The 20,785-nt window shown below is 71.8% G+C and carries 13 protein-coding genes; 5 read left to right on the top strand and 8 right to left on the bottom strand.

The genetic code is table 11. The features are described 5' to 3' along the window. Positions 1-228: 228 nt before the first annotated feature. The 8 genes from WMF17_RS14220 to WMF17_RS14185 form a co-directional block, all read right to left on the bottom strand. Positions 229-3,141: a PAS domain S-box protein gene (locus WMF17_RS14220; protein ID WP_437649965.1), complete on the bottom strand. Its 2,913-nt coding sequence runs from the start codon at positions 3,139-3,141 to the stop codon at positions 229-231. A 230-nt stretch (positions 3,142-3,371) separates the two neighbouring features. Next, on the bottom strand, positions 3,372-3,797 hold the full coding sequence (locus WMF17_RS14215) for a DoxX family protein (RefSeq protein ID WP_437602585.1): 426 nt from the start codon (positions 3,795-3,797) through the stop codon (positions 3,372-3,374). Positions 3,798-3,942: 145 nt separating this feature from the next. After that, the gene (locus WMF17_RS14210) at positions 3,943-4,788 is read right to left on the bottom strand and encodes an ABC transporter ATP-binding protein (RefSeq protein WP_437602584.1); all 846 of its coding nucleotides are present in this window, start codon (positions 4,786-4,788) and stop codon (positions 3,943-3,945) included. Beyond that, entirely contained in the window at positions 4,785-5,699 is a 915-nt protein-coding gene (locus WMF17_RS14205) for an ABC transporter permease (RefSeq protein ID WP_437651344.1), read from the bottom strand. Before WMF17_RS14205 ends, WMF17_RS14210 begins: the two co-directional genes overlap by 4 nt. A 2-nt stretch (positions 5,700-5,701) precedes the next feature. Next, on the bottom strand, positions 5,702-7,132 hold the full coding sequence (locus tag WMF17_RS14200; protein ID WP_437602583.1) for an ABC transporter substrate-binding protein: 1,431 nt from the start codon (positions 7,130-7,132) through the stop codon (positions 5,702-5,704). A 4-nt stretch (positions 7,133-7,136) separates the two neighbouring features. Further along, complete coding sequence (locus WMF17_RS14195; RefSeq protein ID WP_437649963.1) at positions 7,137-8,111, bottom strand: HEAT repeat domain-containing protein; 975 nt, start codon at positions 8,109-8,111, stop codon at positions 7,137-7,139. A 23-nt stretch (positions 8,112-8,134) separates the two neighbouring features. After that, complete coding sequence (locus WMF17_RS14190; protein ID WP_437602581.1) at positions 8,135-8,419, bottom strand: 4Fe-4S dicluster domain-containing protein; 285 nt, start codon at positions 8,417-8,419, stop codon at positions 8,135-8,137. A gap of 20 nt (positions 8,420-8,439) precedes the next feature. Then, the gene (locus tag WMF17_RS14185; protein WP_437649961.1) at positions 8,440-10,173 is read right to left on the bottom strand and encodes a fumarate reductase/succinate dehydrogenase flavoprotein subunit; all 1,734 of its coding nucleotides are present in this window, start codon (positions 10,171-10,173) and stop codon (positions 8,440-8,442) included. Between the two features lie 472 nt (positions 10,174-10,645). On the opposite strand from WMF17_RS14185, the gene WMF17_RS14180 reads away from it, so the two are divergent. The 5 genes from WMF17_RS14180 (at position 10,646) to WMF17_RS14160 (ending at position 20,637) form a co-directional block, all read left to right on the top strand. After that, a complete protein-coding gene (locus WMF17_RS14180) occupies positions 10,646-15,121 on the top strand; it encodes a protein kinase domain-containing protein (RefSeq protein ID WP_437602579.1) in 4,476 nt (1,491 codons plus the stop codon). Next, the gene (locus WMF17_RS14175) at positions 15,118-16,401 is read left to right on the top strand and encodes a patatin-like phospholipase family protein (protein WP_437602578.1); all 1,284 of its coding nucleotides are present in this window, start codon (positions 15,118-15,120) and stop codon (positions 16,399-16,401) included. Before WMF17_RS14180 ends, WMF17_RS14175 begins: the two co-directional genes overlap by 4 nt. A 483-nt stretch (positions 16,402-16,884) precedes the next feature. Then, the gene (kynU, locus tag WMF17_RS14170; RefSeq protein ID WP_437602577.1) at positions 16,885-18,627 is read left to right on the top strand and encodes a kynureninase; all 1,743 of its coding nucleotides are present in this window, start codon (positions 16,885-16,887) and stop codon (positions 18,625-18,627) included. Then, positions 18,620-19,420 carry a tryptophan 7-halogenase gene (locus WMF17_RS14165; RefSeq protein ID WP_437649960.1) on the top strand — a complete coding sequence of 267 codons (801 nt, stop codon included), beginning with the start codon at positions 18,620-18,622 and terminating at the stop codon, positions 19,418-19,420. Before kynU ends, WMF17_RS14165 begins: the two co-directional genes overlap by 8 nt. Then, positions 19,417-20,637, top strand: coding sequence for a hypothetical protein (locus tag WMF17_RS14160; RefSeq protein ID WP_437649958.1), 1,221 nt, complete (start codon positions 19,417-19,419; stop codon positions 20,635-20,637). The genes WMF17_RS14165 and WMF17_RS14160 overlap by 4 nt, the downstream gene beginning before the upstream one ends. Positions 20,638-20,785 lie beyond the last annotated feature (148 nt).

Here is a 20,785-nt window from a genome sequence, read left to right as displayed (position 1 = left end):
ATAAGAACCTCAGGAAGTTCCTTCTGCGATCATTCTGAGCGGCCTGAGCACAGAATACTGCGAAAGGGTGGTGGTGCCGAAAAACGGAACGCGGAGAAGAGACATCGAGGTAACAAAACTCCCTTTGCGCCCCTGAGGGTCAATTGCCGAGCTCGCTGACCCCGAATTGCCGAGCTCGCCGCGGGCGCTCTCTCCGGGACGAGGGGGGCCGGCAGGGCAGGAGACGCGCTACGCGCCGGCGGCGCGTGGGGCCCCCGCGAACGGCAGCGAGAAGCGGAATGTCGTCGTGGCCCCGGGGCTGCTCTCGACGGAGATGCTGCCGCCGTGGGCCTCCACGAGGCCCTTCGTGATGTAGAGGCCGAGACCGACGCCGCGGACGCGGCGCGGATCGCCCTCGGCCGCCCGCCAGAAGCGCTTGAACAGGTGCGGTAGAGACGCTTCCGCGATGCCGCGGCCCCAGTTGGTCACGCAGACCTGCGCGCTCGCCTGGCAGACGCCGGCGGAGACCACGATGTCGCGCTCCGGCTCGCCGTACTTGGCCGCGTTGGAGAGCAGGTTGGTGACGATCTGCTCGAGCCGCCCGGGGTCCGCCAGGACGGCGGGCACGTCGCCCTGCACGTCCAGATGCACGGCGTGGCCCGCGGTCGCCGCGGTCGACCTGTCGATGATCTCCCGGAGCTGCGCGCGGAGATCGACCGGAACACGCTCCAGATCGAGCTGCCGCGCCTCGATGCGCGAGGCGTCGAGGAGGTCGTCGATCATGCGGCGCAGCCGCTCGACGGACGAGGCGATCCTCCCGAGCTGCTTCTGGCCGTCCGCGACGAGCTGCTCGCCGGACCGGACGCGCAAGAGCTGGCTCGCGGTCGCGATGACCTGGATGGGCTGGCGGAGGTCGTGAGCGATGACGCCTACCCACTCCTGGCGCTGCCGTTCCATCTCCTTGAGCGCCGAGATGTCCTGAAAGACGGCGACGGCGCCCTGGAGCTCGCCGTCGTCCGAGCGCACCGGCGCGGCGTTGACCAGCACCGGGACGACGGCGCCGTCGGCGGCGCGGCGCATCTGCGCCTCGGCGCTCGTCACGACCTCCCCGCCGCTGAGGGCCCGGATCAGCGGGCGCTCGGGCCAGTCCATGGGCTCCCCCGAGGGGTACCCGAGCTCGAAGCTCACCGCATTGCCCCAGGGATCGACCTCGCCCGCGCAACAGATCGCGTACTCGAGCGCCAGCCTGTTGCACGTGATGAGCCGCCCCTCGGCGTCGACAAGGATCGCCGCCTCGGGCATCTGCTCGACGACCGCCTCGAGCCGCTTTCGCTCGTTCGCCTCGACCCGGTAGAGGCGCGCGGTCTCGATCGCGCCGCAGGTCCGGTCGGCGAGCAGCTCCGCGACGCGCTCATCGTCGTCGGTGAACGGCGGACGGCCGGGGCGCTTGCCCAGATAAAGGTTGCCAACGCTCCGGCCCTGAAAGCGGAGCGGCACGCCCAGGAACCCCTCGATCGGGTGGTGATGCGGCGGTAGCCCGATGAACTCGGGGTGCGCGCGGACATCGTCGAGCCGGATCGACCGGCCGCCGCGGGCCACCGCGCCGAGGACGCCGATGGGGCGCGGGAGGGCGCCGATCCGCGCGATCTGCTCCGCGGTGACGCCGCTCGAGACCCAGGCATCGAACGGCCGCCCGCAGTCCTCTCCGATGCCGAGCGCCGCGTAGTCGGCGCCCGAGATCTCCTTCGCGTGCCGCGTGATGACCTCCAGCACGGAGCGCACCCCCGACTCGGAGCGCGGCAGCCTCGCCAGCGCCTCCGAGACCTCCGCGCTCGCGGCGCCGACGGCCTCGATCTGCGAGCGGATGCGCCGCTCCGCCTCGTGGGCGCTCGCGACCTCGGCCTCCATCGCCTTGCGGCGCGCGATGTCACGGCAGATCGCGGAGAAGCCGGTGATGCGCCCCGCGTCGCCCGCGATCGGCGACACCGTGATCTCGACATCGAGGGTCCTCCCGTCCTTGGTCAGGCCTGCGGTCTCGAAGTGATCGAGGTGCTCGCCGAGGCGCAGGCGCGCCAGGCTCTCCTTGGCTTCCTCGACGCGCTCGGGCGGGTACAGGACGAGCACCGCGCGCCCGATCGCCTCCCCGGCGCTGTAGCCGTACAGGCGCGCCGCGGCCGGGTTCCAGCTCTGGATGGTCCCGTCGAGGTCGGTGCCGATCACGGCGTCGTCCGAGGAGTGCGCGAGGGTCGCGAGGAAGGCGCGCGCCTCCTCGGCCCGGCGCCGCGCCTCGTCGAGCAGGTCCAGGCGCGCCGCGCTGACCCAGAGCAGGGCCCCGAGCAGGAGCGTCGTGATGGCCGAGGAGAGCGAGAACGACGCCGCGAGGGGGTAGGCCCCGAGATCTGCGCCGATCAGGAAGAGACGGCCGATCACGAGCGGAGCCAGGACGACGAAGGGCAGGAAGCGCCGCAACAGGATGCCTCCGGGCCCGCTGGCCGTCAGCGCGGCGAACGCCCCGCAATCCGGCCGCGCCATGAAGAGCCCGGCGCAGAGCGCGAGGAAGGCTATCGCGGCGTGGAGCGCCATGCCCGTGAACGGGAACAGCGGCAGCAGCCCGTAAGCGTAGCCGACGCCGAACACGTAACCGGTCAACGCGGTCAGCGCGAGCGCCGCGGCCGAGAGCGCGCCGCCGTCCGAGAGCCAGCAGGCCCGCCGCGTCTTCACGGGCAGCGAGAGGAGCGCCGAGCCGATCAGGATGCAGCAGAGCGCGATGTACGGCGGGGACCTGCCGGGGAACTTGCTCGAGGACTCCACGCGCGCCGGCGACAGCAGGCGGTCGATGCCGAGATCCCACCCGAAGACGTACTGCGCGAGAACCGCGACGCCGTACGCGATGACGAAAGCGGCGCACACCTGTCCGAGCCGGCGGAGCGGCGCCGGACGCTCCCGCGCGCCCAGCGCCCAGAGCGACACCCCCGCGAGGACGAGGGCGATCGCGGTGTTGGGCACCATGATCGGCAGGCCGTCCACGATGGAAATGAGGGCGGTCGCCTGGATCCACCAGCCGAGCAGGGTCGCGCACCCAAGGGCGAACGAGCAGGCGGCCGCGATGGCAATACCGCGCGGCGCGCCTTTTGAAGGCGCCGTGGCCCCGCCGTCTCTCATGGTGCCCTCCCGGCCACACCATAGTACCGGGGCCATCGGCGCGGCGCGGTTCCACAGGCGCAAAATGGGCCAGGCGCTCGCGGTCCGCTCTCGATGGAACCGCGCGCTCCAGGGTGTGCCGGCCTCCTGCGCCGAGCCGGACGGAGGACGCGGCGAAGCTCAGATCTGTCGCCCGAGCTCGGGCGGCGACGCCCTCGTGCGGTCGATCGAGCGAGGGCGCGCGGAGGAGCTCAGCGCTTCGTCCCGAAGATCGCGGCGTCGGCGGAGAGCCTCCCCGGCCCGACGAGGAGGAGCACGAGGGAGATGGAGAAGTAGACCGCCGCCACCTCGTAGGAGGAGCCGCCCATCGCGAAGAACGGATCACCGCGCATCACGTGCGTCGCGACCGCGACCGCCATCGTGACGGCGATGCCCAGCGACGCGAGCGGCGTCAGGAGCCCGAGGATCCAGGCGAGGCCTCCGCCGACCTCGGCGATCGCGGCCAGCGCCTGCAGGAACCCCGGAACGGGCGCGGTGGGCCCCATCCAGCTGAACGGGGCCTGGATCTTCCCCCAGCCGTGAAGGATGAACGCGATGCCGGTGACAACGCGAAGCACGAGCAGCGCGACCGAGGCCGAGAACGGCACGTCGGTCACCCGCAGGAATCTCTTGAGCATCGGGGAACACTCCTCTCGGCTCGTTAGTAAGGAAAAACGCAGGGAACATCAAGCTCGCTCACCGGAACACGACGCGCCGTGATCCGGGGCGTCGCGCCCGGATCCCCGCTGGCCGGGGGGGCGAGCCGGCGCGCTGGTCCACGCTTCACGCGTCGGTGTGCTGTCCGTGCCCGCGCGCGGGGGCCGCGGCGCTCGAGCGCCCGTCGCCGAGGGCGTCGAGGCACCGCCGCTTGATCGCGGCGAACTCGCTCGATCCCACGATCGCGGCGCTCCTCGGCCGCTCGAACGGCACCGCGATCTGCGCGCCGACGCGGCACGGACGGCAGGTCATGAGGGCGATGCGGTCGGACAGGAAGATCGCCTCGTCGATGTCGTGCGTGACGAACAGCACCGTCGTGCGCACGTGACGGATGACGCCGAGGAGCAGCGCCTGCATCGAGAGCCGGGTCTGGGCGTCGAGCGCGCTGAACGGCTCGTCCATCAGCACGACGCGCGGCTCCGCGATCAGGACGCGCGCGATCTCGACCCGCTGCTGCATGCCGCCGGAGAGCTGCGCCGGATAGGCGTCCTCGAACCCCGACAGCCCGACGAGATCGAGCAGCCGCCGGGACGCCTCCCGGCGCTCGCGCTCCGGGACGCCGCGCATCTTGAGGCCGAAGCCGACGTTGTTCAGCACCGTCTTCCAGGGGAGCAGCGAGCACTGCTGAAAGACCATTCCGCGCTCCGGCCCGGGCGCCTCGACCCGCTCGCCGCCGACCGCGATGCTGCCGCGCTCCGGCGCCACGTACCCGGCGACGGCGTTCAGGATCGTCGACTTGCCACACCCGGAGGGGCCGAGCAGGCTCACGAGCTCGCCACGCTCGACGGTCAGATCGAGATCCCGCACCGCCTCGACGCGGCGGGAGCCCGTCCCCAGCGCCACGGAGAGGCCGCGGATCTCGACGGCACCCCCCGGGCTCTCCCGGCGCGGCGCGCGCGCGGCGGGCGTCATCGGCCCTTCTCCTCCGGCCGGTGCCAGGGGGTGAGCCACGCGCCGATCCGCTGGACGAGCGCGCAGCTGAGCATGCCCAACAGGCCGATGAGCAGCATGCCGAGGACGATGTCCGGATAGCGCTGCAAGTTGTACGACTCCCAGGTGAAGTAGCCGACGCCGTACTGGCCCCCGATCATCTCGGCGGTCACGAGGCAGAACCAGGACGTGCCCATGCCGATGCTCATCCCCGTGAGAATGCTGGGCAGCGCGCCCGGCAAGATCACCTCGAGGAAGAGGCGGAAGGGGCGCGCGCCGAGGCTGCGGGAGCTCGCGATGAGCCGCGGATCGAGCGCGCCCACGCCGTGGATGGTCGCGAGCAGGATCGGGAACAGCGCGCCCAGGGTCGTGATGAAGATCATGCTCAGCTCGGCCGACGGGAACATCAGGATCGCGAGCGGGAGCCAGGCGACGCCGGGGATGGGGCGCAGGACCTCGAGCGGCGGGAGGAGCGTGTCCTCGGCGAGCCGCGACCTGCCGATGAGGAGCCCGAGCGCGACGCCCGTGACGCCCGCGACGGCGAAGCCCGCGAGGACGCGGAGCACGCTGCTCCAGAGGTGCAGCCAGAGCTTCGGCGAGCCGAAGAGCTCCCGGGCCGCGACGAGGACCTCCGTCGGCGCGGGCACGTTGATGAACGTGACGAGGCCGAGGTCCACGCGCGACGTCGACGCCCACTGCCAGAGGCCGATGCACGCGGCCACCGACAGGGCGCGCAGACAGGCGCGGCCGAGGTCGCGCCGCGGGCGCCGCTCGCGGAGCGCGCCGCCCGGCGCCGGGGACGCGCGCCGCAGGGCCGCGCTCTCCAGCGCGGGCGCGAAGGCGGCGCGGCCGCCGAGCTCCGGTCCGGTCGGCGCGCTGCGCTCGGAGAGCATCGTCATGGCGCCGCCGCCGTGAGCTTCGTGACGTCGCCCCGCAGGGTCGCGAAGTCGACGACCGCCGACGCGTTCTCCGCGGCCCATCGCTCGGCGTCCTCCTTCGCCAGGAACGCCGAGAGGCCCCCGTCGGGGTGCCGCGCGTACCACGCGCGATCGGCCAGGAGCTTCACCCCGCTGAGGCGATCGTGCACGAAGACGACGCGGATCTCCTTGCCCTCGGCCGTGAGCTGCTTCAGCGCGGCGAGCGCGGAGCCCGGGCTCCCGTACGCGCGCACCTTCGGCTCGCCCCCGACCCAGATCTGCGCGGCCAGCGCCGGCTCGGCGATCGGACCGCCGGACAGGGCGTCGCTCCCGGACAGCGGGAGCTTCGCGTGGCTCGCGAGCCGCGCCTCGTAGTCGAGCCCGCTCTCCTGGGCCGCGCGCCGGATGTACCGGTCGTCCACGAACGCGCCCACGTCGAGGGTCGTGTCCGTGCGCTTGAGCAGCGTGAGCGTGTCCACGGCCACCTGGAGCGCGCGGCGGACCTCGGGCTTGATCGTGAAGTCCCGCGTCTGGATGCCGAGCGGCCCGTGGAACATGTAGGCGACCTCGGCGTCCACGCCGGTCACCTCCTCGATGAGCTCGCTGTATCTCTCGGGCTCCTCCGCGAACAGGCGGTCCGCCTCGAGCGCCGCCTTGAGGAAGGCCACGACGATCTCGGGGTGCTCCTCCGCGTACGCCGCGCGCACCAGGACGCCGTGCGCCGTCGGCACCTTGACGCTGGAGCCGTCGTAGATCTTCCGGGCGAAGCCGCGGAAGGGGAACAGCTCCGCGAACGGGACGAAATCGGCGTGCGCGTCGATCTTCTTCGCCTTCAGCGAGGAGCCGCCGACCTCCGGGGACTGCGACACGACCGTCACGTCCTTCTCCGGATCCCAGCCGAGATCGCGGATCGCCCGGAGCAGCATGCCGTGGGCGGACGAGCCGAACGGGACCGAGATCTGCTTTCCCTTGAGGTCCTTCAGGCCCTGGGCCGGAGCGTCGCTCGGCACGACGATGCCGTTGCCGCTCCCCAGCGCGCTGCCGGACAGCGTGGCGATGTAGAGGCTGCGGCTCCCCTGCTTCCGGTGGGCGACGCCGTTCAGCACGCCGGGGAAGTCGGCCATCCCGCCGATGTCGAGCTTCCCGGCCACCATCTCGGTCGTGAGCGGCGGCCCTGACGTGAAGTCCTTCCACTCGATCTCGTAGGAGACGTCCTTGTACTTGCCGTCCTTCGGCAGGTGCTTCTCGAGCAGCTTGAGCTCCCGGATCAGGAGCCCGCCGGTGGCGCAGTTGATTGTCGTGTCCTGCGTCCCGATCGCGACACGGATCGTCCGCTTCGCGTCCGGGGTGCACGACAGGCCGACGAGGACCGCCACGAGGAGCAAGAGCACGCGCGCTGCCTGGTTCATCGACTCAATCTCTCGCGAAGGTTCCACGTCGTCCGGCCCCGGCCCGGATGGCCTCGAGGGCGCGGGCCGTCGCCTTCCGCACCTCGACGTCGGTGTCGCCCAGCAGCCGCTGGAGCGGCGCCTCGGCGGCCGCCGCCGCCAGCTCGCCGAGCGCCTGCGCGGCGGCCTTGCGCAGATCCGGGAGGTCGCTCCCGAGCAGCGCGACGAGCTCCGGCGTGGCCGAGGCGGCCCGGAGCCGCCCCAGCGCGAGCGCCGCCTCCTTCCGGACCTGCCAGGCGCCGTCCTCGAGCGCGCTCCGGAGGTGCGGCGCGGCGACGGCGTGCGCCGAGCGGCCGAGCACGATGGCGGCCTCGACGCGGACCCGCCAGTCGGGGTCGGAGAGCAGCCCGACGAAGTCCTGGACCTGCGCCGCCGCGCCGAGCGACTCGAGCGCGCCGATCGCGACCTGCCGCACCCGCGCGTCGGGGTCGCGCAGGCTGCCGCGGAGGGCAGCCGCCGTCTCGGGCCGCCGCAGGTAGGCCAGGGCGACGACCGCCTCGCGCCGCACCTCGGGCGCAGGGTCGAGCAGCGCGCCCTCGAGGTGCTCCAGCGCCCGCGGATCGCGGAGCTCGCGGAGCGCCACGATCACCGACATCCGCACGAACGGGTCATCATGACGCACTGCGTCAACCAGGTACGTGGCGGCGTCCGTCGCGCGGAGCTCGCGGAGCGCGGTGGCGGCCGCCTCGCGCACGTGGGTCTCCTCGTCGTCGAGCGCCCGGAGGATGGCGGGCACCGCGCGGGGGTCGCCGAGGTCCTCGAGGTGCCCCAGCGCGAGCGCCCGCACCGTCGGGTCGGCGTCGCGGACGGCCTCGATGAGCGGGTGGAGGATCTCCGGATCCGAGAGGTCCTCGATCTGCGTCAGCGCGAGCTGGCGCGCGCCAGGGTCGGGATCCCTGAGGACGCTCACGAGCTCCTGTGCGAGCGAAGGCTGTGTCATATCGTCTCTCCGCCTCCGGGACGCTACCGGATGAGAAAGGGGATCTTCACGGTGATGGCCTCTTTGGGGCAATCGATCTCGCACGCGAGGCAATACCAGCACTCGTCGTAGGCCATGTGCGCCTTCTTCGTCTCTGGATCGATGGCGAGGCAGTCGACCGGACACGATTCGATGCAGATGCGGCAGCCCTTGATGCAGGACGCCTCGTCGATCACGACCGGCAGATCGAGCCGGACGGCGGCCTCGGCGTGACCCACGGTCCTGGCGCGCTGCGCCTTGACGGATTCGCGGTTGAGAAGGTGACCCATCGATTGAACCTCGTTGCTCGTCAGAGCGGCGCGCGCTGATCCTCGGCCGGGATGCGCAGCTGGTGGTAGGTCTTGAGCTCGCCGTCGTCGATCGGGAAGAGATAGGGCTCGACGGGCCTCTTGAAGGCGACCATCTCGCCGTCATCGCCCTTCTTCAGGTTGACGTGAACGAACCAGCTGCGGTCGTCCATCTCGGGGAAATCGAGCCGGTGATGGTAGAGCCCCCAGCGGCTCTCGGTCCGGTACAGCGAGGCGCGCGCGGCCATCTCCGCGCAGTCGCGGATGAAGTGGCACTCCATCACCCGCATGAGCTCGTGGGGGCTCGTCGCCGTGACCTCCTCGAGCTCGTCCTTCGCCCGCAGGAAGTACTCGAGCCCGAGCGTCATCCGGTTCCCCGTCTTGGGCGGCTGCAGGTAGTCGTTCACGAGGCGCCGCACCTTGTATTCGTACTGGTGAGGCGCCACCCCGCTCCTGCGCGAGAGCGGGGCGAGGATGCGCTCGCGCTCGGCGTCGACCGCGGCGGGGAGCGGCTCGACCGCGGGCGCGCGATCGAGGTAGTCGAGGGCGCTCTGGGCGCAGATCTTCCCGTAGGTGAGCGCGCCGAGGAGGTAGTTGTGCGGCACGCACGCCATGTCGCCGGCGGCGTAGAGCCCGGGCACGGTGGTCTCGCCCTTCTCGTTCACCCAGACCCCCGACGCGCTGTGGCCGCTGCACAGGCCGATCTCGGAGATGTGCATCTCGACGAGATCGCTCCCGTAGCTGTGCCCCCTCCCCTCGTGGAAGCGACCGCGGCTCGGCCGCTCCGTCTGGTGGAGCACCCGCTCGACCTCGGTGATCGTCTCCGGCGCGAGGTGGGTCAGCTGGAGGTACACAGGGCCGTTCGCGGAGTGGAGCTCCCTGTAGAACTCGAGCATCATCTGCCCGCTCCAGTAATCGCTCTCGATGAAGCGGTGCCCCCGCGCGTTCACCGTGTGTCCGCCGAGCGGACCGGTCACGTAGGCGCACGCCGGACCGTTGTAGTCCTTGATGAGCGGGTTGATCTGGAAGCACTCGATGCCCGAGAGCTCGGCGCCGGCGTGGTAGGCCATCGAGTAGCCGTCTCCGGCGTTCGAGGGGTTCTCGTACGTCCCGTGGAGATAGCCGGACGACGGCAGCCCGAGCCGCCCGGAGGCGCCGCAGCAGAGGATGACCGCCCTGGCCTTGATGACCTCGATGTGGCCCTCGCGGGTGTCAAAGCCCATCACGCCGGCGACCTGCCCGTCGGCCACGAGGATCCGAGTGGCCATGACGCGGTTGATGACCCGCACCCCGGCGCGCTTCACCATGCGCGTAAGGATCTTCTTGAGATCGTAGCCCTCGGGCATCGGGAGGACGTAGCTCCCGTTGTGGTGGACCTTCTTGACGTCGAAATCGCCCGAGCGCGTCTTCTGGAACTTGACTCCCCACGAGTCGAGCTCCTGGATCATCGCGAAGCTGTTCCGAGCATATTCATAGATGGCGCGCTGGTTCACGATGCCATCGTTGGCCACCGTGATCTCCTTCACGTACTGCTCGGGCGTCGCATGTCCGGGGATGATCGCGTTGTTCAGCCCGTCCATGCCGATCGCGATCGCGCCGCTCCGCTTGATATGCGCCTTCTCGAGGAGCACCACCCGCCCCCGCGGCAACCGCTGCTGCGCCTCCACCGCTGCAGTGGAGCCTGCGCTGCCGCCGCCCACGACGACGACGTCCGCCTCTGTCACGCGAATGTCCATTGCGAATCCTCGAGGTTTCAAGCGCGCACACGACCACCCCGCCGCCGATCAGCCCGGCAGCCAGGGGTCGGACGCACCGCGTCTTCCATCACGGACGCAGCATCCGTTTTAACAGACAGCGCCTCCCTGGGCAATCGCTTTGTGGCCCTCGCCCGACCGCGGCGGCCGGTGGCCCGCCGTGAGGGCGCCATGCAAGCGAAAGCTCAGGGTCGATCGTGGACGGCGCCGAGGCCGAGGAGCCGCTGCGCGCAGGCGGGCTCACCGCCCGTGCGGATCTCCGACCCGCCCAGAAAGATTCGCCTTTCCAGCATGGTTGTCTCCCCGAAGACGCGGGCGGGACGCTACCATGCAGGTCAACCCGTAGTCCTCCCATGGATCGGGGGAACCGCGCGCGGTCCTTCATCTCATCGGTCACCCCGATCCACCGCGCCCGGCGCCTCCCAGCCACGGCGCCCGCGCGCCGCTTCGCTGCATGGCCAAGCACCCGTCCCAGCTCGCCGACCTAGAGATCCAGCGCCGCCTGGGCGCTGGCGGCATGGCGGAGGTCTTCCTCGCCAAGAAGCGCGGCGCCGAGGGCACGTACAAGCTCCTCGTCGTCAAGCGGATCCTCCCCGCGCACGGGGCGTCGCGGCGCTTCCGCGCGATGTTCGTCGAGGAGGCGCACCTCGCGACGCGCCTGAACCACCCGAACATCGTCCAGGTCTACGAGTTCTCCGACCACGGCGAGGACGGGCTGCTCCTCTCGATGGAATACGTCGAGGGCTACGACCTCGGCAAGCTGATGCGCGCCGCCCAGCAGAAGGAGTCGCGGATCCCGCCGCTCGTGTCGGCGTTCGTCGTCTCCGAGGCCGCCAAGGGGCTGCACTACGCCCACGAGCGCAGGGACGAGGGCGGCATGCCGCTCGCCATCGTCCACCGCGACGTCTCGCCGCAGAACATCCTGCTGTCGTACGAGGGCGTCGTGAAGATCGCCGACTTCGGCATCGCCAGCGCCAACCTCTTCCGCGAGGAGCCCGGCGTGCTGAAGGGCAAGTTCGGGTACATGTCGCCCGAGCAGGCGCGCGGCGAGCGGGTCGACCGGCGGAGCGACATCTACGCCCTCGGCGTCGTGCTCTACGAGCTGCTCGCCATGCGCTCGCCCTACGGCAAGCTCGACGACGAGGCGCTGCTCCAGGCCGTCAAGGAGAGCCTCTTCGAGCCCCCGTCGACGCACGCGCGCGACGTCCCGGCGGAGCTCGAGGCGATCGTGATGCGCGCCATGGCGCAGGCGCCCGAGGACCGCTTCCAGACCGCGCGCGACCTGGCCGGCGCGATCGCGCGCGTCCTTCTCGCGAAGCAGGAGCTCGTCGACAACGCGTCGGTCGAGCAGACCGTGGCCCACCTGCTCGGCCGCGACCGCGAGCAGGAGGCGCGCGAGAACGCCGCCGGCGGCGCGGAGGAGGCGGCCGAGGGCGACGGCTCCGTGGCGCAGCCGCAGACGCTCGCGGCGGTGCCGGCCGCGCGCACGGGCGGCGAGCACGAGAACACCGGCGCGCCGCGCGTCGTGCGCGAGGTGCGCCACGTGGCCGTGGTGACGATGCGCATCGAGGGCGTGGACGAGCTGCTCGGGGCGCAGGGGCGGCTCGCCGGCCGGCGCAGCGGGCGCTCGATCCGCACGACCCTCGACGCGATCGCCTTCAAGCACGGGGCGATCTGGTCCTGGGAGTCGCACGCGGGCGCGCGCGCGGTCGTGGGGCTGCTCGCGAACCCCTCGCGCGCCGCCGCCGACGCCGCCTCGCTGGCGGTCGACGTGCACGAGGCGCTCGCGGGCGCGTCGGAGGACCTGCCCGTCGAGCTCCGCGCCGCCATCGGCATCGTCCGCGGCATCGCGTACGGCGAGCGCGACGAGCAGGGGCACCTCATCAACCACGCGCTCAAGGAGCCCGCGAACTTCCTCGCCGAGCGCCTCGGCAGCCGCACCCCGTTCGGCAAGACCTGGGTCGCGGGCGGCGTCTACCGCCTCGTCCGGCGCGATTTCCGCTGGGGCGACGCGCCGTCGCTCGATCTCAACGACGCCGGCGGCTACCAGGTCCCGCACCAGATGCGGCTCTACGCGCTGCAGCGCCCGCTCACCCGCGAGGAGCGGATGGCCGAGATCGCGCTCTCGCCGAACGACCTCGTGGGGCGCGACGCGGAGCGGGCCGACCTGCACGCCGCCTACCACCGCGCGGTCTCGCCGCCCGTGAAGGGGCTCGCCGAGCCGCCGTCGCCGCGCTACGGCGAGAGCGAGCCGCCGCCGCCGAGCCGGCAGAGCAAGCCGCCGCCGAGCCGGCAGAGCAAGCCGCCGGGCCCGCCGGGCGGCGCGCTCCGGGGCCAGTCGGTGGCGCGCGTCCTCGTCGGCGAGATGGGCATCGGCAAGAGCGCGCTCATCTCGACGTTCCTCTCGGAGCTCCCCGGCGAGGCGCGCGTGCTCCACGTCGAGTGCTCGCCGGTGAAGAGCGAGCTGCCGCTCGCCACGGTCTGCGACGTGCTCCGCGACGTCACCGGCATGGGGCTCGACCACGCGATCGACGACGCCGCCCACGTGATCCGCGCCCTGCTCGGGCCCATCGCCCGCTCGCCGCTCGGGGCGCGCATCGTCACGCGCCTCGCCGAGCTCGTCACGGGCAAGCAGCTCGACCACCCCGAGGACGACGCCGCGGCCTACGGCCGCGACGTGGTGGTGCGCGGCGTGAAGTACCTGCTCGGCTCGCTGGCGCGCCACCAGCCGCTCGTCGTCGTCATCGACGGCCTCCAGTGGGCCGATCGCCCGAGCCTGGAGCTCATCTCGGAGCTCCTGAAGCAGCGCTCGGAGCGGCTCCCGATCCTCGTGCTGCTCCTCACCCGCCCCGAGGAGCGCGTGACCCCGTTCATCGAGGGGCTCGTGCGGATCGAGCTCCGCGGCCTCAGCGCCGAGGAGCAGATGCGCCTCGTGGAGGCGCGGCTCGGCGTGCGCGAGGGCGTGGCGGCCGTCTGCGGCGAGCTCGTGCCGCGCGTCGCCGGCAACCCGTTCTTCCTGCTCGAGATGGTCGATGCGCTCCTCGAGCGAGGCACGCTGGAGATCGTCGAGCACCCGGACGGGCGGCACGAGCTCGTCCGCCACGACCGGACCGGGGACCGCGGCGAGCCGCTCCCCTCGACGCTGGAGCAGCTCATCGGCGATCGCCTGCGCGAGCTGCCGCCCGCGGAGCACGACGTCGTGAACTGGCTGGCGGTCGCGGGGGGCCCGCTGCTCAAGGACGACATCATGAACCTGACGCGGCTCGCCGACGACGAGGCCGTGACGCGCCTCTGCGCCCGCGGCCTGTGCGATCGCCGCGCCGGGGCGGTGGACTTCCGGCACCCGCTCGCGCGCGACGTCGCCTACCTCGCGCTCGACGGCGCGAGCCGCGTGCGCATGCACCGGCGGCTCGGCGAGCACCTCTCGACGACGCCGCTCGCGCAGGGGCTCTCGGCCGCGATCGTGGCGCAGCACCTCGCGCGCGGCGAGGCGCCCGGGCCGGCGGCCGAGCTCTACCTCGACGCGGCGCGGGCCGCGCGCGCCGGACACCAGGCGCAGCTGTCGCGCCGGTACTACGAGCGCGCGCTGGCGCTCCTGCCGACCGGCGACACCCGCGTGATGATCGCGCACGAGGCGTTGGAGGCGATCTTCCGCCACCTCGGCCGCCGCCGCGAGCGGAGGAAGCACCTCGCGGCGCTGCGCCAGCTCGCGAAGGAGAGCGGCCAGGCGCGCTGGGCGGCGCTCGCGCTCGTGCGCACCGCGCGCCTCGACCTCGACGACGGCCACCTCGCCCGCGGCCTGCCGGTGGCGCAGCGGGCCGCCGAGATCGCGCGCATCGCGCGCCGCCCCGCGCTCGAGGTCGAGGCGCTCACGATCCTGTCGGAGGTGCTGCGCGAGCTCGGCGACGTCCAGGGCGCGATCAGCGCGGCCGACCGGGCCCTCCGGGTGACGCAGATGGGCGGCCTGACGCCGCGGGCGCGCGCGGAGGTGCTGCGCACGAAGGGGGTGCTGCTGCGCCGGGTCGGCCGCGTGCAGGAGGCGGTCGAGGCCTACGCCGAGGCGATCGCGGTGTTCCGCGCGGTGGGGGCGCGCCGCAGCGAGGCCCGCGCGAAGAACTCGCTCGCCGTGGCGATGTTCGTGCTCGAGCGCTTCGAGGACGCGATCGCGGTCGGGCTCTCGTCGATCTCCATCGATCTCGCGATCGGGGGTCGGTTCCAGATCGCGAAGACGCTGAGCAACATCGGCCACGCGTACGCCAAGCTCGGGGATCTCCTGCGCAGCCTCGCTTACATGAAGCGGGCGCGGGAGGCGCACGAGCGCTATGATGATCAGGACGCGCGGGCCGACACGCTCCTCTGCTCGGCGGGGATCCTCCTCGAAGCGGGCGACCTCGACGCAGCGCACACCCTCTGCGCCGATGCGGGCGCGCTCATCGCGGTGACCGGCAGCGTCTACGACATGATCCACGAGCGCAACGTGCGCGGCCTCCTCGCGAAGGTGCAGGGCGACGTCCAGGGCGCGATCGCGAACGCCTCGGAGGCGCGGCAGCTCGCCGAGTCGCAGGGGCTGATGAGCTACCACGCGTACGCGACGGCCATCGAGGCGGGGGCGCGGGTGGACGCGGGCGAGGTGCACTCGGGGGTGCTGCTCGCCCGGACGGCGCTCGGCGCGGTCGAGGCGGGCAGCTCGGAGTACGGCATCGAGGTGCGTGACCTCTGCTGCGAGGCGCTGCAGAAGGGCGCGCCGGCGAGCGCCGGGGACGCGTACCACCGCGCCGGGATGCACGTGCGGCAGGTGGCGAGCTACATCCGCGACGCGCGGCTCCGGGCGCTGTTCCTGGAGCGCACCGTTGTGCGGCGCATCCTCGCCGCGGAGGCCGAGGGTCCGGCGGCGGGGCTGGACCCGCTCCGCCGCGGGGAGATGGCATGAGCGGTACCGGCGGAAGGACAGGGACGAAGCCGCGGCGCAAGGTCGCGGTGATCCTCTCGGGCGGCGGCGCCCGGGGCGCGTACGAGGTCGGGGTGATGTCGTACGTGCTCGACGTGTTCGCCCGGCGCCGCGGGGCGCCGCCGCGCATCGACATCCTGTGCGGGACGTCGGTCGGGGCGGTGAACGCGTGCTACCTCGCGGCGCACCTCGACGATCCGACGCTGGGCGTGCGGCGGCTCGTCAACCTGTGGACGCAGCTGAAGCTCGAGACGGTGCTCGGCTTCGGGGTCCGGCAGGCGATCTCCTTGCCGAAGCTCATGTTCGGCGGCGGCTCGGAGGGCGTGGGCCTGTTCGACGTCTCGCCGATGCAGAGGCTCGTCGAGCGCGAGATCCCGTGGCGCGCGATCGCGCGCACGCTGCGCCACGGCTACCTTTCGGCGGTCAGCGTGTCGGCGACCGAGATCGGGACGGGCCGCACGGTCATCTTCATGCAGACCGGCCCGGACGGCGCGCTGCCGACGACGGCGCCGCCGCGGACGATCATCCGCGGCGCGCTGATCGGCCCGCAGCACGCGCTCGCGTCGGCGGCGATCCCGATCCTGTTCCCGCCGGTGCGCATCGGCCGGGATCTCTACATGGACGGGGGCGTGCGGCAGAACACGCCGATCGCGCCGGCGCTCCGGCTGGGGGCGACGCACGTGCTGGCGATCGGCCTGTCGCGGGAGGTGCGGAGCATCGACGCGGGGGACAGCGGCAAGCCGCCTGGGATGGCGCTGGTGCTCGGCAAGGTGCTGAACGCGTTCCTGCTCGACCACATCCAGACCGATTTCGAGGTGCTGACGCGGGTGAACCACATGATCGAGGACGGCGAGCAGGCGTTCGGCCCGGATTTCCTGCACTCGATCAACGCGGCGGCGGCGCAGCGCGGGGCGCTGCCGTACCGGCGGGTGGAGACGCTGGTCATGCGGCCGAGCGTGGATCTCGGCCGCCTCGCGGCGGAGCACGTGAGGGCGGGCAAGGTGCAGGGCGGGCCGGCGATGATGCGGCGGCTGCTCTCCCTGGTGGACGTGGGGGCGGCGAACGACGCGGATCTCGCGAGCTATCTCCTGTTCGACGGCTCGTTCACGCGGAAGCTGATCGAGCTCGGGCGGGCGGACGCGGAGGCGAGGCGGCACGACGTGGCGGATTTCTTCGGGAGCGCGGCGGAGGAGGCGGAGCCGCGGCTGTCGGACAGCGCGGAGTGGTCGATCCCGCCGCCGGTGGGGCCGGGCGGAGCCTAGCCAGGCGCGTCCCTGGCTGCGCGGGAGGCCGTGCCGAGCTGCACGGCCCGCTCGGACATCGGCCTCCCCGCGCCACGAACACGGTCTCCGAGGGCCTATCCTCGTCGCGAGACGCGTGACGGGGGAGAAGCGCGGCGCCCAGCGCGGGTGTCCGTCGACCCACGCCACACCTCGCCGGTGGTGTGCGTGGACAGGCCATCAAGGACGAGTCGGCCGCAGCCCGTCGGGCTCTCGTAATCGACGAGGAGACGAGGAGACGCGGAGACGCGGAGACGAGGAGACGAGGAGACGAGGAGACGAGGAGACGCGGAGACGCGGAGACGCAAAGACGCGGAGCACAGCGCCGCGCGCCTGGCGAAGCTCGTCGCACGGAAAGGAAATACATTTTATTTACCGGGGCACTCGAGCACGTATGATACGCTCTTGGCGTATCGATCTCTGCGATCAGTGGGCTTGTTCTCACTCCAAGAGTGAATCTTCCCCATGCACAGCAGCACACATTCGGTCTTCATCGCAGCTTCGGCGGAGCGTGTCTTCGGGGTGGTCTCCGACCCGGCGCAGATCCCCCGCTGGGCGGTCCATTTCTGCTCGAGCGTGCGCGCCGACGGGGACGCCCTCTGGGCCGCGACCGCGCGCGGCGAGGTGCGCTTCGCCATGCGCGCCGACCGCGCCCTGGGCGTCGTGGATTTCGGCCATCTTGGAGCCGACGGCGCGTGGCGCTATTCGCCGACGCGGGTGATGCCGGCGGCGGGCGGGGCCGTCTTTCTCTACACCTTCTTCCAGCGGCCGGGGATCTCGGACGAGCGCTTCGCGGCGATGAAGCGCGAGATGGAGGAGGAGCTCGCCCTGCTGAAGCGGCTCGTGGAGGGCCCAGCCGTCTTCACGACGAGCTCCCCGGGGCCGGCGAGCGCGGCGCCCACGCACTCGCTCGCGCGTGAGGCGCTGGCGAGCCCCGCGTGGCGCGAGCGCCTCGAAGCCGCGCGCCGCCGCGACGCGGAGGATCCGCTCGCCGCGCTGCGGGGGCGCTTTCATCGACCGCCGGGGCCGGACGGCGTGGGGGCGGCTTATTTCTGCGGCAATGGGCTGGGGCTGCTCTCCAGGGACGCGGAGTCGGCGCTCGCGGGGGCGCTCGACCAGTGGCGCGACCTCGGCTTCCGGGCGTATTTCGACGCGACGCCGAGATGGCTGGACGCCGACGAGCTGCTCGCCCGCAGGCTCGCGCCCATCGTGGGCGCCGCGCCCGAGGAGGTGGCCGTGATGGGCAGCGTCACCGCGAACCTGCACCTCCTGATGCGCAGCTTCTACCGTCCGACGCCCGGACGTCACGCCATCCTGCTCGAGCCCGATGCATTCCCGTCCGACCGCTACGTCGTCGCCTCGCACGCGAGGCTCGCGGGCGTCGATCCGGCGACGAGCGTGCGCGAGATCCCCGTCCCGGCAGGGCAATCGTACGCGACCACCGAGGACGTCGTCGCGCACATCGCGGCGCGCGGCCACGAGATCGCGCTCGTCCTGCTGGGCGGCGTGAATCACTTCAGCGGACAGGCCTATGATCTCGAGCCGATCACGCGGGCCGCCCACGCAGCCGGTTGCCTCGTCGGGGCGGACCTGGCGCACGCGATCGGCAACGTGGCGCTGAGCTTGCACGACTCGGACGTCGATTTCGCCGTGTGGTGCCATTACAAGTACCTGAACGCCGATCCCGGCGGCGTCGCCGGCCTCTTCGTGCATGAGCGTCACGGGCGGGACACGCGGCTGCCGCGTCTCTCGGGCTGGTGGGGGCAGCGGAGGGAGACGCGCCTGGCCATGCCGGACCCCTTCGAGCCCGAGGTCGGCGCGTGGGGCTTCCGGCAGAGCGGGCCGCCGATCGCCAGCATCGCCACGCTGTCAGGGGCGCTGCAGGCGTTCGAGGAGGCCGGGATGGATCGGCTTGTCGAGAAGCGCGAAGCGCTGGTCGCGGAGCTCCTCGCCCACGTGGACGGGCTGCCGCGGGAGCGGGTGGAGGTGATCACGCCGCGGGGCTCTCGAGGCGGGCAGATCTCGCTGCGCGTGCGCGGGGAGAGCCCCGCCGAGATCTCGCGACGACTGTGGAGCCACGGGGTCCTCGTGGGCACACGGGCGCCGGACGTGGTGCGGATCGCTGTCGCGCCGCTGTATTGTAGCTTCGAGGACGTCTGCCGCCTGGGGCACGCGCTGGAGAAGGGGAGGGTTCTTGACCATGGATAATCGCATCAAAGACGTCGTCATCCTCGGTGGAGGGACCGCCGGATGGATGGCGGCCGCATACCTCGGCAAAGCCCTCCAGGGCAGCGTGCGGATCACCGTGTTGACGGCCCCGTCCATCCCCAGGATCGGCGTCGGCGAGGCCACCATCCCCAACCTGCAAAAGACCTTCTTCGACTACCTCGGCGTCGCCGAGCACGAGTGGATGCGCGAATGCAACGCCGCCTTCAAGATGGCGGTCAAGTTCATCAACTGGCGCACCCCCGGCGAAGGCGCCGCGACGTCCAGGCCCCTCGACGGCAGGTCGGACCACTTCTATCACCAGTTCGGCTTGCTGCCCGAGCACGATCACATCCCCCTGTCGCATTACTGGTACCAGATCGAGACGATGTTCGACGACACCCGGGATTTCATCCAGGCCCACTTCTACCTCGCTCCCCGCGCGGACACGCCGTTCTGGAAGGCCAACAAGTCGCTGGCCCTGACCGACGGCATCAAGGAGAAGATGGCGCTTTACCAGGCGGGCATGCCGGTGAACGCGCCGGTGACGGACGAGACGAGCTATTACGGGAACTTCGAGGCCGAGTTCCGGAGCTTCTGGACCAACGGCAATTACTACGCCATCTTCGCCGGCCTGGGCCTCCTCCCGGAGCGCCCGATGCCGGCGTTGACCTACAAGACAGCGTCGATCGGGGAAGCCGAGGCGGTCTTCGGCAGGGTGGCGCAGAAGCAGCGACACCTCCTCTCCACGCTGCCCTCGAACTACCAGCTCCTCCGGCAGATACACGGCCAATGAGGGGCGCGACGGACCCGGCCAGCGCCGCCGAGGGGGCCCCCTCGGCGGCGCCTTTCGACGCGGGCGAGCTCGACGACCTCGCGTCGTTCGACATGGATGCGGTGCGGGGCTATCTCCCCGCCACGGATCCGGTCGTCCGGCTCCCGCCTGCATACGATGCGTGGGAGCGCATCGCCGCGAGCCTCCCCGCGCTCCTCTCGGCGGAGAAGCTCGGAAAGGCGCTGGAGCGAATGCCCCTCTTGCCGCTCGACCGGCTCGAGGACGTCGGCCAGGCCCGGCGCGGCCTCTTGCTCGTCTCGATGCTGGCGTCGGCGCACGTCTGGGGTGGGAGCGAGCCAGCCACCGTCCTGCCGCGCAGCGTCGCCGTGCCGCTGTGGGAGCTCTCGGAGCGCCATGGCCTGCCGCCGACCCTTGTCCACGCCACGATGACGCTCTGGAACTTCCGGCGCCTCGAGGACGACGCGGGCATCACGCTGTCGAACCTCGCCATCCTGCAGCTGTTCCACGGGGGCATGGATGAGCACTGGTTCTTCCGGATCGCTGTGGCCATGGACGCCGCGTGCGCGCCCGCGATCCAGGCGATCGTGCAGGCCCGGCGCGCCTGCGCGGACGGGCGCGTGGAGGAGGTGGCGCGCGCCCTCGACGTCATGACAGCGGCCCTGAACGATATCCGCGAGCTCCTTGCCCGCATGCCGGAGCAGTGTGATCCTTACATCTTTTACCGGCGGCTCCGTCGCTTCCTGAGCGGCTGGCCCGAGCCGGGGGTCATCTACGCGGGGGTCGACGACACGCCCCGGCGCTTCGGCGGCTCGAGCGGCGCCCAGAGCCCCCTGCTACAGCTCTTTGACGCGATCCTCGGGGTCTCGCCCTCCGACGGGGTGCGCTCGTTCCTCCTCAAGATGCGCGTCTCGATGTTACCGGGCCACCGCCGCTTTCTCGAGGTCGTCGAGCGCGGCCCCTCGCTCCGGCGCTTCGTTCGACAGCACGCGCCGAGCCACCCCGCGCTGTGCGACGCGCACGACGCGTGCGTGAACGCCCTCGTCCGCGTCCGGGAGGTGCACGCCGAGATCACGGTCCGCTATATCCTCCGGGAATCGGACGAGAAGCAGGCTCAGGGCACGGGCGGCAGCAGCCTCGTGGAATTCTTGAACGAGACGTGCGACGCCACGCGCCGACGTGCCGTCGGTGCAGAGCCGTCGCGGACCGCGTGTGCGTGAACGGACAGCTTCCGGGCGCCCCTGTCGGCTGTCGGCTGTCGGCTGTCGACGGCTGGTCGGCTGCCGGGCGGGCGCAGGCAAAAGTCCTTACGAACCCCTTGCCTTTTCGTGACGCGCACGGGCAAGATGCGATGTCCTGGGGGGGCCA

The sequence above is a fragment of the Sorangium sp. So ce362 genome, from assembly GCF_051519845.1.
Taxonomy (GTDB): domain Bacteria; phylum Myxococcota_A; class Polyangia; order Polyangiales; family Polyangiaceae; genus Sorangium.
Note: the sequence above shows the minus strand (reverse complement) of the source record. Positions and strands in the feature narration are given on the sequence as shown.